Origin of the sequence: Paenibacillus phocaeensis, from assembly GCF_900021165.1 — a bacterium.
GTDB classification, from domain to species: Bacteria; Bacillota; Bacilli; order Paenibacillales; family Paenibacillaceae; genus Fontibacillus; species Fontibacillus phocaensis.
In genome coordinates, this window is the sequence record NZ_FCOQ01000017.1 from 60,822 (window position 1) to 74,626 (window position 13,805).

Here is a 13,805-nt window from a genome sequence, read left to right on the forward strand (position 1 = left end):
GGAGATCTTCCCTAAAATAGCGGTAGATGCATCGAATCCAGTTGGGAGGTCAAAGAGATGAAAGCGTTATTAAGAAGATCTATGAGTCTCGTCCTGGCATTAGGTTTAGCAGGTAGTTTAGCGGCCTGTTCGCCCAATTCTTCCGAGGGAAAATCTTCGGGCGGAAGTGGAAGCGGTTCCATCAAGCTGACGATTTGGGACCAGTCTGTGGGTAACACGGACCCGTCGGCGAAACTCCTGCCGCAAATCATCGAGAAGTGGAACAAAGAACATCCCGATATCCAAGTCGAACGGACGGGAACCACCGGCGAACAGTATAAGACCAAGATCAAAACATCGCTTGCCGCCGGCGAAGCGCCCGACATCTTTTACGGCATGGGCGGCGGCAGCTTCATGCAGCCTTATATCGAATCCGGGAACGTGCTTGATATCTCCGGTTATCTGACGGATGAGATTAAGGCGAGAATGGCGCCGGGTATGTTAGAAGCCATCGAAACGGACGGGAAGATCTATACCCTTCCGGTGTTCACGCATATCGCCAACCTATATGTAAATACCGAATTGTTTGACAAAGCGGGAGCGAAAATTCCAACGACCTACACGGAACTGCTCGATGCGGTAGAGAAATTGAAGGCGGCGGGAATAACTCCGGCACTCATCGGCGAGAAAGACCGCTGGCCGGGCATGTATTGGTACGACATCATTGCGATGCGCCAAGCCGGGCATGACGCCGTAATCGAGGCGTTTAAGGATCCTTCCAAATGGGATTCGCCTGACTTCGTTGCGGCGGCGACCAAATTGCAGGAGTTGGCCAAAGCGGGCGCATTCAACAGCAGCATGCTGAGCATGAGCTACGATGAAATGCTGGGCGCATTCAATGCGGGCAGCGGCGCGATGATGTTCCAGGCCAACTGGGTTAATGCCGGGATTGAAGATCCGTCGGCGGCGACGAAAGGAAAGGTTCAAGTTATTCCTTTCCCGGTCTTTGAAGACGGCAAGGGCAAGGCCAGCGAAATTTTCGGCGTAGCCGTTGACGGGAACTATATCAACAGCACGACGAAGCATCCGAAGGAAGCGGCCGAGTTCCTGATCTATTTGAGTGAGCAGCTGGGTACCCAAGGTTATCTGGCCGGGGCCGGACTTCCAACCTGGAACACGGAAGGGCTGGATACGTCAAGCCTTTCCTCGCTTGATAAATCGGCTGCCGAAATTTTAAAGACGGCCACATCGTTCATTTCATGGTGGGATAACATTCTTCCGGCCGAATCCGCGGAAACGCACAAAAATTTGATTGCCTTGCTCTTGGCAGGCGACATTACGCCTGAAGAATTCTGCAAGCAGATGGCGCAGCTTGAGCCGACGGAACTGAGTCTTTGAGCCTTGTCCGGTATGAATAAATCCAAACAAGATGCGGTCAGGGAGCACCCTGACCGCATCTTTGAGGGGAGAACCGACGATGAATTCAGTGTTTTCGAATAAAACAGCGATTGCCCTATTTGTTCTTCCTACTCTTCTGATCTTTTGTTCGATTGTATTAATTCCGATTTTCGTCTCGAGTTACTATAGCGTGTTGGACTGGAACGGCGTTGGCAAAGGCACCTTTATAGGACTGGAAAATTACGCGGATCTGTTTACGGATTCAAGAGCCCTGCATGCCATCCGGAACTCCTTCCTGTTCGCGGCGGCTTCCATCTTCATTCAATTGCCGATCTCCCTGCTGCTTGCCTTGATTCTGGCTTCCTCAGTGAAGGGAGAAGGGTTCTACCGGACGGTGTATTTTATTCCAGTGTTAATTTCCACCGTGGTCATCGCGCAATTATGGTCCAAAATCTACAATGCGGATTATGGCCTTCTCAATACATTGCTGGACAATATCGGCCTTTCGAGTCTAGCTCAGGACTGGCTTGGACAGAAGAAGACCGCGCTGGCGGCGTCTTTTATTCCAACCTTGTGGCAGTACGTCGGCTATCATATGCTGCTCATGTATGCCGGGGCGAAGTCGATCTCGCAGGATATTCTCGAAGCGGCCAAGATTGACGGGGCTTCCCGCATCCGCACCGCCTTCTTGATCACCATCCCGCTGATGAAGCCGATCCTCAAAGTCTGCCTGGTCTTCTCGGTCATCGGAGCCTTTAAGGTCTTTGATCTCGTGTATGTCCTCACAGGCGGGGGGCCCTTGTTCGCTACCGAGGTGCCAAGCACCTTGATGTACACGACGATTTTTAATACGTACCGGTATGGCTACGGCAGTGCGATATCCGTCTTTATTATTCTGGAATGCTTGATCTTCACGGTGCTGATCAATAAATTCTTCAAGACCGAATAGGGGGGAATGTGGATGAAGACTGCACAAGCAAGATTGCCCAAGAAACCGTCCTTCCTGGGGAAGGTCCTGTTGCAATTCTTTTTGGTCATCGTCGCAATCGTTCAAGTGTATCCTTTGATTTGGCTCGCGTTCTTCTCCTTGAAAGACAACAGCGAGATCTTCAGCGGCGATGTGGCGGGATTTCCGAAGAAGCTCCTGTGGAGCAACTATGCCAGGGCGTTATCGGACGGCAACGTCATGAGTTACTTCGGGAACAGTGTGTGGGTCACGGCGGCCTCCATTATCCTGGTATTGATCTTATCTTCGATGGCGGCCTATGCCATCACGAGAATGAACTGGAAGCTGAGCCATTTGACGATGACCTTGATCCTGCTCGGGATGATGGTTCCGATTCATGCGGCGCTGCTGCCGTTGTTTATGGTTCTGAAAAATCTGCATTTGCTGAACACCTACTGGTCGTTGATTATCCCTTACGTTGCTTTCGGAATCCCGATGGCCGTATTCATTCTCGGCAGCTTCTTCAAGGGGGTTCCCCGCGAGATGGAGGAATCCGCGGTGATCGACGGATGCGGCATCTACAGAACCTTCTTTCACATTATTCTGCCGTTGATTCGTCCCGCGATCGCTACCGTAGCGATCTTCACCTTCCTCTCCTGCTGGAACGAGCTGATGTTTGCGGTCACCTTCATCAATGACGCGCATTATCAGACGCTGACGGTCGGGATGATGTCGATGGTCGGGACGTACATTACGCAGTGGGGAATTATCGGGGCCGGGCTGATGATTACGACCGTTCCTACCGTAGTGATTTATTTGCTGCTGAACAAGCAAGTCCAACAAAGCATGATTGCAGGGGCGGTCAAAGGATAAGACGTGAAGGGATCCTGTCCGTCGTATTGAGGCTTGCTGAAGGAAACTGACATAGAAACGTAAAGCATACTCTGAATCAAACAGGGACTCTCTTAAGGGCGGGTTGCTCCAGCCTTTGAGAGGTCCCTGTTTTTTTGTTTTTTCCTTGGAACCCTCAAAACATCGTTTGTGATGTTACTTAATATATGCTAGTATTAAATTAAGTAACATTATTCGGAGGGGTCCTCTGTGGAGTATGTAAATCCGATTCGAGATATTGAGACCATTCGGGCCATGAAGGAGGAATTGCGGAAACACTCGGTGAGGGATTTATTGCTATTCGTACTGGGAATCAATACGGGGATTAGTCTGATTGACTTGCTGAATCTAACGGTGGAGGATGTGTGTGACGGTCAGAACCCGAAGCAGTTTCTCTATATTAAGGATGAACGAACCGGGGAAGAGCAGGCTTATTACCTGAACAGCAATATTGGGGAGATCCTGAAGGAGTACTTATCCATGATGGATTGGAAACCGGGGGATTATTTATTTAAGTCCAAGAAGGATTGCCGTCCGATTACCCGCCAGCAAGCCTATCGCATCATCAACCATTCGGCCAGAGAAGTTGGCATTTCGGAGAAGATCGGCACGCATACGTTAAGGAAGACATTTGGTTACCATGCCTACTATAAAGGGGTGGCCATTTCCATCATCAAGTCGATCTTGCATCATCATTCTACCGCCGAGACCTTGAAGTATTTAGGAATCGATAAGAATGAGCGGCTGCCGATCAAGGTGGATGTCAATTTATAAGCTTCGGGTGGGGATATGAAAAAAGAACCCTCCGCATCCCAGGCGGAGAGTTCATCTATAATGGCGTCAATTTAAGTTCAGTTTAAGGGATTCCTCGATCTAAGCTTCATCCGTGTCTTCCCGAATCATCGCGGTTTGAAGGTCCACGTTCTTCAGCTCTTTGACGATGCCTTCTGTCACTTGGACCTGAAGCGTCTCGTCGTCCTTCATCAAGCGGAAAATCCCGTTATTGAAGTCCGTATCGGCTTCTTTGAAGAAAATGCCTTCATACAGGGTATCTTTATGGTGGTTGAAGCTTAGGTTATAACGATCCCCATCTTTGATCAGATAAGCGCGGATTCCCTTTTCATAAATTCCCTCTTCGTCTCGGATATAACGGGCAACCGAAATGATATGCAGGTCGACAAAGGGGATCTCCCGTACCAAAGCATTAATGATAGATCCCTTCGTGATTTGTTCCCAACGGCTATGAGCGGTCTGCCCCAGAATGATCTGGGTAATGTTATTCTCCCGAGCCACTTCGGCAATCACCTTGGAGACAGGGCGGCTCTCATTGTCCTTCATAATAAATTGGGCAGTGGCATGGGTATTCGCATACTCTTTCCACTGCTCGATATAGAAGACCTTCTCCGCATCCAATTCATCGAAGGGCTTAGGATCAATGGTCAAGATATAAAGTGGAGCCTGCATCAGGTTCGCAATCTTGCAGCCGCGTTTGATTAGCCGCTCCCCGTTGGGACCATAATAAACGCAAACTAAAATGCTCTCATTACACGGAGTATCCATTTCGAACGATTCACCTCAGGGCTTATTGTAGGGCTTTATTTAAACTACGTAAGACTATAATTGATGTTTCATCCGGAGTCAAACCTTAATTGCCAGGAATCATTTTCAAGTAAGGAGGAGTGCGCTTGGTCCCATTTTATGCCTTCCTGTTTCTTCCGTTCGTCAGTGCGATCCTAGTCCCGTTTCTGTACAGGTATTGGAACCGTCAAGTACATACCGGATGGTTCGTGCTGCTTGTCCCCCTGTCGGTCTTTATCTATCTATTTCAATTTATACCCTCCGTGGCAGCCGGAGAAACGTATACCTTCTCGCTGCCGTGGATTCCAACCTTGGAGATCAGCCTGATCTCCTACCTGGACGGGCTGAGCCTCTTGTTCGGGCTGCTCATCTCCGGTGTGGGGGTGCTCGTGATCCTCTACTCCATTTTCTATATGTCCAAGGAGCGGGAGGCTCTCCATAACTTCTATGTGTATTTGCTTATGTTTATGGGAGCCATGCTTGGCGTTGTATTCTCGGACCATCTCCTGGTCTTCTATGGGTTCTGGGAATTAACGAGCGTCTCTTCCTTCCTGTTGATCTCTTATTGGTATGAACGGAGAAGCTCCCGTCAGGGCGCGTTGAAGGCGATGCTGATCACCGTCTTTGGCGGGTTCGGCATGCTGGCCGGATTCATTATGCTGATCCTGATGGCGGATACCTACAGCATCCGGGAGATGATCGCCAATCTGGAGGTCCTCCAGAATCATGCCTTGTTCCTTCCGGCCATGCTGTGCGTATTGGTGGGGGCTTTTACCAAATCCGCGCAGTTTCCGTTCAGCATCTGGCTGCCGGATGCGATGGAAGCCCCGACTCCGGTCAGCAGCTACCTGCACTCCGCCACGATGGTCAAGGCCGGCATTTATCTGGTCGCACGCATGACGCCGATCTTCGGCGGAAGCTCCGTATGGTTCTGGCTGGTTGCCGGCGTGGGGTTGATAACGCTGCTGTACGGCTCGTTGACGGCGCTAAGACAAACGGATCTCAAAGCCTTGTTGGCTTATTCGACGATTAGTCAGCTCGGATTGATCATGTGCCTGCTCGGCGTGGGTTCGCTCGCGGTGTATTTTGGGCCGGGCGAGAGCGGTACGGTGTTTACGGTAGCGACCTTCGCGGCGCTCTTTCATCTGTTTAACCACTCCACATTTAAAGGAAGCTTGTTTATGGTCGTCGGGATTATTGACCACGAGACAGGCCGGCGGGATATCCGCTTCCTGGGCGGGTTGATGCAGGTGATGCCGGTCACGTTCACGATCGCGTTGATCAGCGGCTTGTCGATGGCGGGGCTGCCGCCGTTTAACGGATTCCTAAGCAAGGAGATGTTCTTTGGGGCGGTGAATGAGGTATCCCGCGCCGGGATCTTCGGGTTGAGCAGCATCGGCGTGGTGTTTCCGGTGATCGCTTGGGTGGCCAGCATCTTTACGTTTGTGTATTGCATGATCTTTATCTTCAAAACCTTTGGAGGAAGCTTCCGCCCCGAAAAGCTGACGAAGGAAGTGCATGAGGCGCCTTTAGGGATGCTGATTCCTCCGCTCGTACTGGGCCTGCTTGTCATTCTCCTCTTCTTCTTTCCGAATGTCCTCGGCAAATTTATACTGACCCCGGCTTTGACCGCGGTGTTGCCGATGATGGACGTGACGCCGTACGATCTCAAGATCAGCGCATGGCATGGATTCAACGTGGAACTGTTCATGACGATCGGCGTTGTTGTGATCGGGTGGCTGCTCTTTAAGACCGCGAAGCGATGGATCGTGGCTCTGCGAGGTTTCCCGCAAGGGTTAATGTTATCCCATTGGTTCAACCGGGGGATTGAGGGCACGGAGAAGCTCTCGGCCTCGCTGACGAATCGGTATATGACCGGTTCGCTGAGACATTATCTGATCTATATTTTCTCTTTCTTTGTGCTCCTGCTGCTGGGTTCGCTGTTCGGGCTTTACGGTCTGCAATTCGATCTCTCGCAGGATGCGCCGATCGGGATCTTCGAGGCGGGTCTTGTGATCGTGATGATCATCGCAGCCATCACGGTCTTGCTGGCCGTCAATCGAATCATGGCGATCGTAGCCCTGGGTGCAATGGGTTATATGATTTCGATGTTCTTCGTCATCTTCAAGGCGCCGGATCTTGCACTGACCCAAATGGTGGTGGAGACGGTGACGACGGTCCTGTTCTTGCTGTGCTTCTATCATCTGCCGAAGCTGAAGAAGAACATCGAACGCATATCCTTCAAGTTAACCAATGTCATCATTTCGTTGGCGATGGGATTAACAGTCACTGTGTTGGCCTTATCCGCGAACGGACATAAGCTGTTTGAGCCGATCACCTCGTTTTTTGAAAATGCGTATGAACTGGCCGGCGCCAAAAATATCGTGAACGCCATTCTAGTGGATTTCCGCGGCTTCGATACCATGTTGGAAATCTCCGTGCTGACGATCGCCGGGTTAGGGGTATATCTCTTAGTTCATCAGCGTTCCAAAAGGAGGGAGCCAAATGAAACCGAATGATGTGATTCTAAGAAGCGTAACCCGCGTCGCAGCTGTGATTATCTTGACCTTCTCGGTCTATCTGTTCATGAACGGTCATCATCATCCGGGAGGCGGGTTTATCGGAGGGTTAAGCACGGCCTCCGCCATCGTGCTGCTCTACCTTTCTTTTGGCATCGAGAAGGTCAGGGAGAACATCCGGCTGGATTTCAAGAAGCTCGCCGCTATCGGCGTGTTGATTGCGGTAGGGACCGGAATGGCGGGGATCCTCTTCGGCCAGCCGTTCTTAACCCAGACCTTCGGCCATGTCGACTTGCCGATCTTCGGGGATACCGAGCTGGCGTCCGCCCTGGTATTCGATACCGGCGTAGCTCTGGCGGTAATCGGCACGGCGGTCAATATCATTCTAAGCATAAGTGAGGATCGATAATATGGAGACGCTCATCGTCATACTCGTCGGGATCTTAGTATCGATCGGAACCTATTTGATTCTGTCGAAACAGTTACTGCGGATCGTGCTGGGAGCTTCCATCGTCAGTCATGCCGTAAACTTGTTGATCATGACCTCCGGCGGTCTGAAGAAGGGGAGCGCTCCTCTGCTGGGAGAGCGGGAGGTTGGCTTTACGGATGCGATGCCCCAGGCCTTGATCCTGACGGCCATCGTGATCAATTTCGCCGTGACGGCGCTAGTCTTGGTTTTATGTTACCGGGCCTATCAGAACTTCGGGACCGATGACATGGAGCAGTTAAGGGGAAATGAGAATGAATAATTGGTTGATTGCTCCGGTGATTATCCCCTTATTAACGGGGATGCTCCTGATCCTGTTGCAGAAAAATATCAAGCTGCAGCGGACGCTTAGCTTGCTTGCTTTGTTGGCTGCCGGGGGGATCTCCGTGCTGCTGATGGTTCAGATCAAGGGGAACGGCATTCAGACGCTGCAATTGGGCGGCTGGGAAGCGCCTTATGGAATCAGCTTCGTCGGCGACATGTTCAGCGCCTTGCTGCTGCTCGCGACCTCGATCGTTTCGGTCTGCTGTCTGATCTACGCCTTTCCTACGATCGGCCGGAAACAGGAGAAGCTCTATTTCTATCCGTTATATTTATTCCTGATTACCGGGGTGAACGGTTCGTTCTTGACCGGGGATTTGTTCAATTTATACGTGTTCTTCGAGGTGTTCCTGGTTGCTTCTTACGTGATGATTACCTTGGGCGGAACGAAGCGGCAGCTGCGTGAATCGCTCAAATATATTTTCACGAACGTAATTGCATCGGCGTTTTTTCTCATGGGAGTGGCCTATTTGTATTCGATCACGGGCACGCTGAATCTCGCAGACCTGTCGCTCCGAGTTGCGGAAGCGGGCCAGGATGGGTTGATCACGACGGTGGCCTTGTTGTTTCTGATTGTGTTCGCCCTCAAAGCCGGGTTATTGCTCTTCTTCTGGCTGCCGGGGTCTTACAGCGTACCGCCTACGGCCATTGCGGCCATCTTTGCGGCGTTGCTCACGAAGGTGGGGATCTACGCCATCTTTCGGATGTTCACGCTTATTTTCTATCATGAACCGCAAATTACGCATCTGCTGATCGGGCTGTTGGCAGCCGCAACGATGATTCTTGGGGGACTGGGCGCTGTCGGTTTTGGGGATATCCGAAAAATATTAACCTACAACGTGGTGATCAGCGTCGGCTTTATCATGCTGGGGCTCGTTTCTTCCACGACGGAAGGCATGACGGGTTCGATTTACTATCTGCTTCACGATATTCTCATTAAAGCCCTGATCTTCCTCATTGGCGGTACGGTTATCCATCTGACGGGAACCAGCCAATTGAAAGACATCAGCGGTTTAATCCGGCTTCATCCCCCGCTTGGCTGGATGTTCTTTATCGCGGCGCTCTCGATGGTCGGCATTCCTCCGCTGAGCGGGTTTCTCGGCAAAGTGTTTACGATTCAAGGGACCTTCGAGGCAGGACAATATGCGTTTGGGGTCATCGGGTTGGTATCCAGCTTGTTTATCCTGTTTTCCATGATCAAATTATTCATGAACGTGTTCTGGGGGGAGACGGTTCTCGGCGAAGACGAAGAGAAGGGATCGATCAAGGGGCTCTTGCTCCCGATCGCTTTATTGACCCTCGTCAGCCTTGCCCTGGGGGTTGGAGCGGAAGGCATCGCCGGGGTTGTTGCCCAAGCTGCCGAGGAATTGCTGGATCCAAATCGATACATCCATGCTGTGATGGATTAACAAAGGGGGAGTCCGCCATGCCCGTTCAGGTGCTGCTTAACATCGTGATCGCTTACCTGTGGATGTTCCTGCAGGATGAAATGAGCGTCTTAAACTTTATCAGCGGGTACATCGTGGGATTGTTCATTTTATTATGCATTCGCCGCTTCTTTAAGAAGCCGTTCTATCTCTTTACGCTGGCTGCGGTCGGCAAGCTGCTTATCATCTTCATTCATGAACTCATTACGTCTTCGATGATGGTCATGAAGCATGTCCTCCGGTCGAAGGTGGACGTGAAGCCGGGTATCTTCAAGGTGGAGACGGATTTGGAGGGGGATCTGGAGATCACGCTCCTGTCGCTGCTGATCTGCTTGACGCCGGGTTCGGTCGTGATGGATATCACCCCCGATGCGAAGACGTTGTACATTCATGGATTGAATATGCCGGAATCCAAGGATGCCGTCATCAAATCGAAATCCGTGTTCGAAAAAGCGATAAAGGATGTGACCAGAAAATGATTTTTAATACAATCCTGATCATTGCTTTAGTGCTGCTGCTGGCAGCGATCTTGTTCAACTTGTACCGAGTCATCAAAGGGCCGTCCAGTGCGGACCGGGTGCAGGCGCTGGATTCCGTGGGTATCAACTTAATCGCGAGTATTGCGGTCTACTCCGTACTGCTGCATACGCATGCCTTCTTTGATTTGATCCTGCTGATCGGCATCTTATCGTTTATCGGCACGGTGGCCTTTGCACGGTTTATGGAGAGGGGGGCTGTCATTGAGCGGAAGCGGTGAAATCGTTGGGGCGATCCTGATTCTCCTGGGGGCCGTATTTAGCTTAATCAGTGCGATTGGCAATGTACGATTGCCCGATGTATACACCCGGTCACACGCCACCTCGAAAAGCTCGACGCTTGGCGTGTTGTGCGCGTTGGTTGGAACCTTGCTGTATTTTCTGATCTCCGAGGGGTATTTCAGCATTCGCTTGATCTTGGGCATCTTCTTCGTGTTTCTCACCGCGCCGGTAGCGGCTCACGTGATTTGCCGGGCGGCTTATCGTCATTGTGTCCCGTTGGCGGAGGGGACTGTCGAGGATGAACTCAAGGAGTATTACAAACCGGACGAGGATTTTGAAGGCGAGGATCAAATGGAATCCGAGGGGGACGAGGCGGAGGAACCGGTGCCGACTCCGCTTCAAGTGACTCCCAGTTGATCAACACATGTCGGCCGGCAGCTTTGCACGATTATCCCCTTTGATCAGATCGCCGAGAACGGGAGAAAGAACTCGCTTTTCTACGTGCCCCTGCTCCCTTAACGAAAGGGATAATCATGCAAAGGCGGTATAAGGGACATCAAGGGACACAAATCCTATAAGATACTGGCGAATAGCCAGCGATTTGTACCCTAGGAGGGGATGTCGTGATCACCGTACTGAATCTAGATGGCCGAGAATTAACCCCGTGCACACTGGACCGTGCATGGCGGGAAGTCAACCGAGGTCGGGCGGTTTGGTTGGATGAGCGGACGATCCAATTGCTCTACAATCCATTCTTGTTCCGGGAATATCGAAAGACGGTCTTGAAGAGAGACCGTTATACTTGCTTATGGTGCGGCGAACCCGCTACGACGGTGGATCATCTTATGCCCTCGAGCAAAGGCGGCTCGGATCTGCCCACTAACCTGATTGCCTCGTGCAGCGAATGCAATTCCAGAAGAGGCAACCGTTCGGCGATTACTTACCTTAAGGAGAACAGGGATACGATCCCTCATCCGTTGAAACTTCGTTACCGCATTCTTCGAGCGATGATCGGTCCGTTGATGAGATCCTGGCTGAACCGAAATCCAAAGAGCTTCTGATCGCAGGAGCGATCGGAGGCTCTTTGCAATTAGAACCTATCAACATGATCCTTTGAAAGCAAAATGAATAATTTGTGAAAAGTCTAGCTGAATGGTTATATTCAGCGGTCAAGGGTATATTAATGAGGAAGACTTAATTATGAAGACTTAGTGAAGTAGATTGACGTTGAGAATGGTTCGCATATAATAATTAATATAAATAACTGCTGAAACCAAAAACAAAGGAGAGTTCAAATCATGTCATTGATTGGAAAAGAAGTCCTGCCTTTTAAAGCTCAAGCTTATCACAACGGTAAATTCATCGAGGTATCCGATGCCGACTTCAAAGGAAAATGGAGCGTCGTATGCTTCTATCCAGCCGACTTCACTTTCGTATGCCCTACCGAGCTGGAAGACTTGCAAGATCAATATGCAACATTGAAGGATCTGGGCGTGGAGGTCTACTCCGTATCGACCGACTCCCACTTCGTGCACAAAGCTTGGCACGACAGCTCCGAAGCGATCGGCAAGGTTACTTATATCATGATCGGTGACCCTTCCCACACGATTTCCCGCAACTTCGACGTATTGATCGAAGAAGAAGGCGTGGCGGATCGCGCAACTTTCATCATCGACCCGAATGGTGTAATCCAAGCCATCGAAATTACGGCTGGCGGCATTGGACGCGATGCCAGCACGTTGATCGACAAGATCAAAGCGGCTCAATACGTTCATAACCATCCAGGTGAAGTTTGCCCGGCGAAATGGAAAGAAGGGGCTGCAACTTTGAAACCAAGCCTTGACTTGGTTGGCAAGATCTAAGGAGAGAGAATTATGAAACTGGATGCAGACATTAAACAACAGTTAGAGCAATATATTCAGCTTCTGGAAGGGAATGTTCTGCTGAAAGTCAGTGCCGGAACCGATGCGGTTTCGAACGAAATGATGGACCTCGTCAACGAGTTGTCCAGCATGTCGGATAAAATTACCGTAGAGCAAACGACTTTACCCAGAACCCCTAGCTTCAGCGTGAATCGCGTGGGGGAAGACACCGGCATCACCTTTGCCGGTGTCCCGCTGGGCCATGAGTTTACTTCCCTGGTACTGGCTTTGTTGCAAGTCAGCGGAAGACCCCCGAAAGTTGAACAATCTATCATCGATCAAATCAAAGGGATTCAAGGCGAATACCGCTTTGAAACCTATGTGAGCTTGTCTTGCCACAATTGTCCGGACGTCGTTCAGGCCTTGAACCTGATGAGCGTGCTCAATCCCGGCATTTCTCATACGATGATCGACGGCGCGGCTTTTAAGGATGAAGTCGAGAGCAAAGAGATCATGGCGGTTCCAACCGTATTCCTGAACGGCGAGCTGTTCGGCAACGGTCGGATGTCCGTCGAGGAGATTCTGGGCAAATTGGGTTCCTCGGACACGACGGCCTTCGAAGGCAAAGAGCCTTATGATGTGCTCGTCGTCGGGGGCGGACCTGCTGGCGCAAGTGCAGCGATCTATGCGGCACGCAAAGGTATTCGTACAGGGATCGTAGCGGAACGCTTCGGCGGACAAGTGAACGACACCCTGGGCATCGAGAATTTGATCGGCGTGAAATATACGGAAGGGCCTAAGCTTGCGGCCAATCTGGAAGAACACGCGAGAGAATACAATATCGACATCATGATGTCGCAGCGGGCCAAGGGACTTCAGAAGAAGGACCTGATCGAAGTGGAATTGGAGAACGGTGCGGTGCTGAAGAGCAAGACCGTCATCCTGTCCACCGGGGCACGCTGGCGCAACATGAATGTGCCGGGCGAAGCGGAATTCAAGAACAAGGGCGTGGCGTATTGCCCGCACTGCGATGGTCCGTTGTTCGCAGGGAAACGCGTCGCTGTCGTCGGCGGAGGCAACTCCGGCGTTGAGGCGGCCATCGACCTGGCGGGCGTAGCATCGCATGTGACCGTACTTGAATTCATGCCTGAACTGAAGGCGGATTCCGTCTTGCAGGATCGGCTGAACAGCTTGTCGAACACGACCGTGATCAAGAACGCGCAAGTGAAGGAAGTCACGGGGGACAGCAAGGTGAACGGCGTTACCTATATCGATCGTGAAAGTGGCGAAGAGAAACATCTCGAGCTGGAAGGCGTATTCGTTCAAATCGGTCTCGTGCCGAACACGGAATGGCTGGAAGGTACGCTGGAACGCACCCGGATGGGCGAGATTATCGTCGATAACCGCGGGGCAACGACGATTCCTGGGGTATTTGCCGCCGGCGACTGCACGAATTCAGCCTACAAGCAAATCATCATCTCTATGGGATCGGGCGCGACCGCAGCCTTGGGCGCTTTCGATTACTTAATCCGCAATTCATAATCGGCTATATAACGGCGGTGCAGGGGGATTCCCTTGCGCCGCCGTTTTGGGTTAAATCTGATCACGAAATCAAACAGCAAAGGAGAGGGCGATCCAC

15 protein-coding genes are annotated in these 13,805 nt (G+C 51.3%); 14 read left to right on the forward strand and 1 reads right to left on the reverse strand.

Going from position 1 to position 13,805, the window contains the following annotated elements; translation table 11 throughout:
• Positions 1-57: 57 nt before the first annotated feature.
• From BN3795_RS09985 to BN3795_RS10000, 4 genes are all read left to right on the forward strand, one after another.
• Positions 58-1,377, forward strand: coding sequence for an extracellular solute-binding protein (locus tag BN3795_RS09985; protein ID WP_068784550.1), 1,320 nt, complete (start codon positions 58-60; stop codon positions 1,375-1,377).
• Positions 1,378-1,456: 79 nt separating this feature from the next.
• Complete coding sequence (locus tag BN3795_RS09990) at positions 1,457-2,326, forward strand: carbohydrate ABC transporter permease (protein WP_068784551.1); 870 nt, start codon at positions 1,457-1,459, stop codon at positions 2,324-2,326.
• 12 nt (positions 2,327-2,338) lie between these two features.
• Positions 2,339-3,196 (forward strand): carbohydrate ABC transporter permease, encoded by an 858-nt coding sequence (locus tag BN3795_RS09995; protein WP_068784552.1) that lies wholly within the window; start codon positions 2,339-2,341, stop codon positions 3,194-3,196.
• 228 nt (positions 3,197-3,424) lie between these two features.
• Positions 3,425-3,988: a tyrosine-type recombinase/integrase gene (locus BN3795_RS10000; protein WP_068784553.1), complete on the forward strand. Its 564-nt coding sequence runs from the start codon at positions 3,425-3,427 to the stop codon at positions 3,986-3,988.
• 99 nt (positions 3,989-4,087) lie between these two features.
• Here the strand turns inward: BN3795_RS10000 and BN3795_RS10005 are convergent, their stop codons facing one another.
• A complete protein-coding gene (locus tag BN3795_RS10005) occupies positions 4,088-4,774 on the reverse strand; it encodes a universal stress protein (RefSeq protein ID WP_068784554.1) in 687 nt (228 codons plus the stop codon).
• A gap of 119 nt (positions 4,775-4,893) precedes the next feature.
• Between BN3795_RS10005 and BN3795_RS10010 the strand changes: the two genes are divergently transcribed.
• The 10 genes from BN3795_RS10010 (at position 4,894) to ahpF (ending at position 13,708) form a co-directional block, all read left to right on the forward strand.
• Positions 4,894-7,311: a Na+/H+ antiporter subunit A gene (locus BN3795_RS10010; protein WP_408635022.1), complete on the forward strand. Its 2,418-nt coding sequence runs from the start codon at positions 4,894-4,896 to the stop codon at positions 7,309-7,311.
• A complete protein-coding gene (locus tag BN3795_RS10015; RefSeq protein WP_068784556.1) occupies positions 7,298-7,720 on the forward strand; it encodes a Na(+)/H(+) antiporter subunit B in 423 nt (140 codons plus the stop codon). Before BN3795_RS10010 ends, BN3795_RS10015 begins: the two co-directional genes overlap by 14 nt.
• A gap of 1 nt (position 7,721) precedes the next feature.
• Entirely contained in the window at positions 7,722-8,060 is a 339-nt protein-coding gene (locus BN3795_RS10020) for a Na(+)/H(+) antiporter subunit C (protein WP_068784557.1), read from the forward strand.
• Positions 8,053-9,528, forward strand: coding sequence for a Na+/H+ antiporter subunit D (locus tag BN3795_RS10025; RefSeq protein WP_068784558.1), 1,476 nt, complete (start codon positions 8,053-8,055; stop codon positions 9,526-9,528). Before BN3795_RS10020 ends, BN3795_RS10025 begins: the two co-directional genes overlap by 8 nt.
• A 17-nt stretch (positions 9,529-9,545) precedes the next feature.
• Positions 9,546-10,025, forward strand: coding sequence for a Na+/H+ antiporter subunit E (locus tag BN3795_RS10030; RefSeq protein ID WP_068784559.1), 480 nt, complete (start codon positions 9,546-9,548; stop codon positions 10,023-10,025).
• On the forward strand, positions 10,022-10,303 hold the full coding sequence (locus BN3795_RS10035) for a Na(+)/H(+) antiporter subunit F1 (RefSeq protein WP_068784560.1): 282 nt from the start codon (positions 10,022-10,024) through the stop codon (positions 10,301-10,303). The genes BN3795_RS10030 and BN3795_RS10035 overlap by 4 nt, the downstream gene beginning before the upstream one ends.
• Positions 10,287-10,721 carry a Na+/H+ antiporter subunit G gene (locus tag BN3795_RS10040; RefSeq protein WP_068784561.1) on the forward strand — a complete coding sequence of 145 codons (435 nt, stop codon included), beginning with the start codon at positions 10,287-10,289 and terminating at the stop codon, positions 10,719-10,721. The genes BN3795_RS10035 and BN3795_RS10040 overlap by 17 nt, the downstream gene beginning before the upstream one ends.
• Positions 10,722-10,927: 206 nt before the next feature.
• Positions 10,928-11,365: an HNH endonuclease gene (locus BN3795_RS10045; RefSeq protein WP_232729900.1), complete on the forward strand. Its 438-nt coding sequence runs from the start codon at positions 10,928-10,930 to the stop codon at positions 11,363-11,365.
• Between the two features lie 237 nt (positions 11,366-11,602).
• Positions 11,603-12,166, forward strand: coding sequence for an alkyl hydroperoxide reductase subunit C (gene ahpC / locus BN3795_RS10050; protein ID WP_068784562.1), 564 nt, complete (start codon positions 11,603-11,605; stop codon positions 12,164-12,166).
• A gap of 12 nt (positions 12,167-12,178) precedes the next feature.
• Positions 12,179-13,708 (forward strand): alkyl hydroperoxide reductase subunit F, encoded by a 1,530-nt coding sequence (gene ahpF, locus BN3795_RS10055; protein ID WP_068784563.1) that lies wholly within the window; start codon positions 12,179-12,181, stop codon positions 13,706-13,708.
• Positions 13,709-13,805 lie beyond the last annotated feature (97 nt).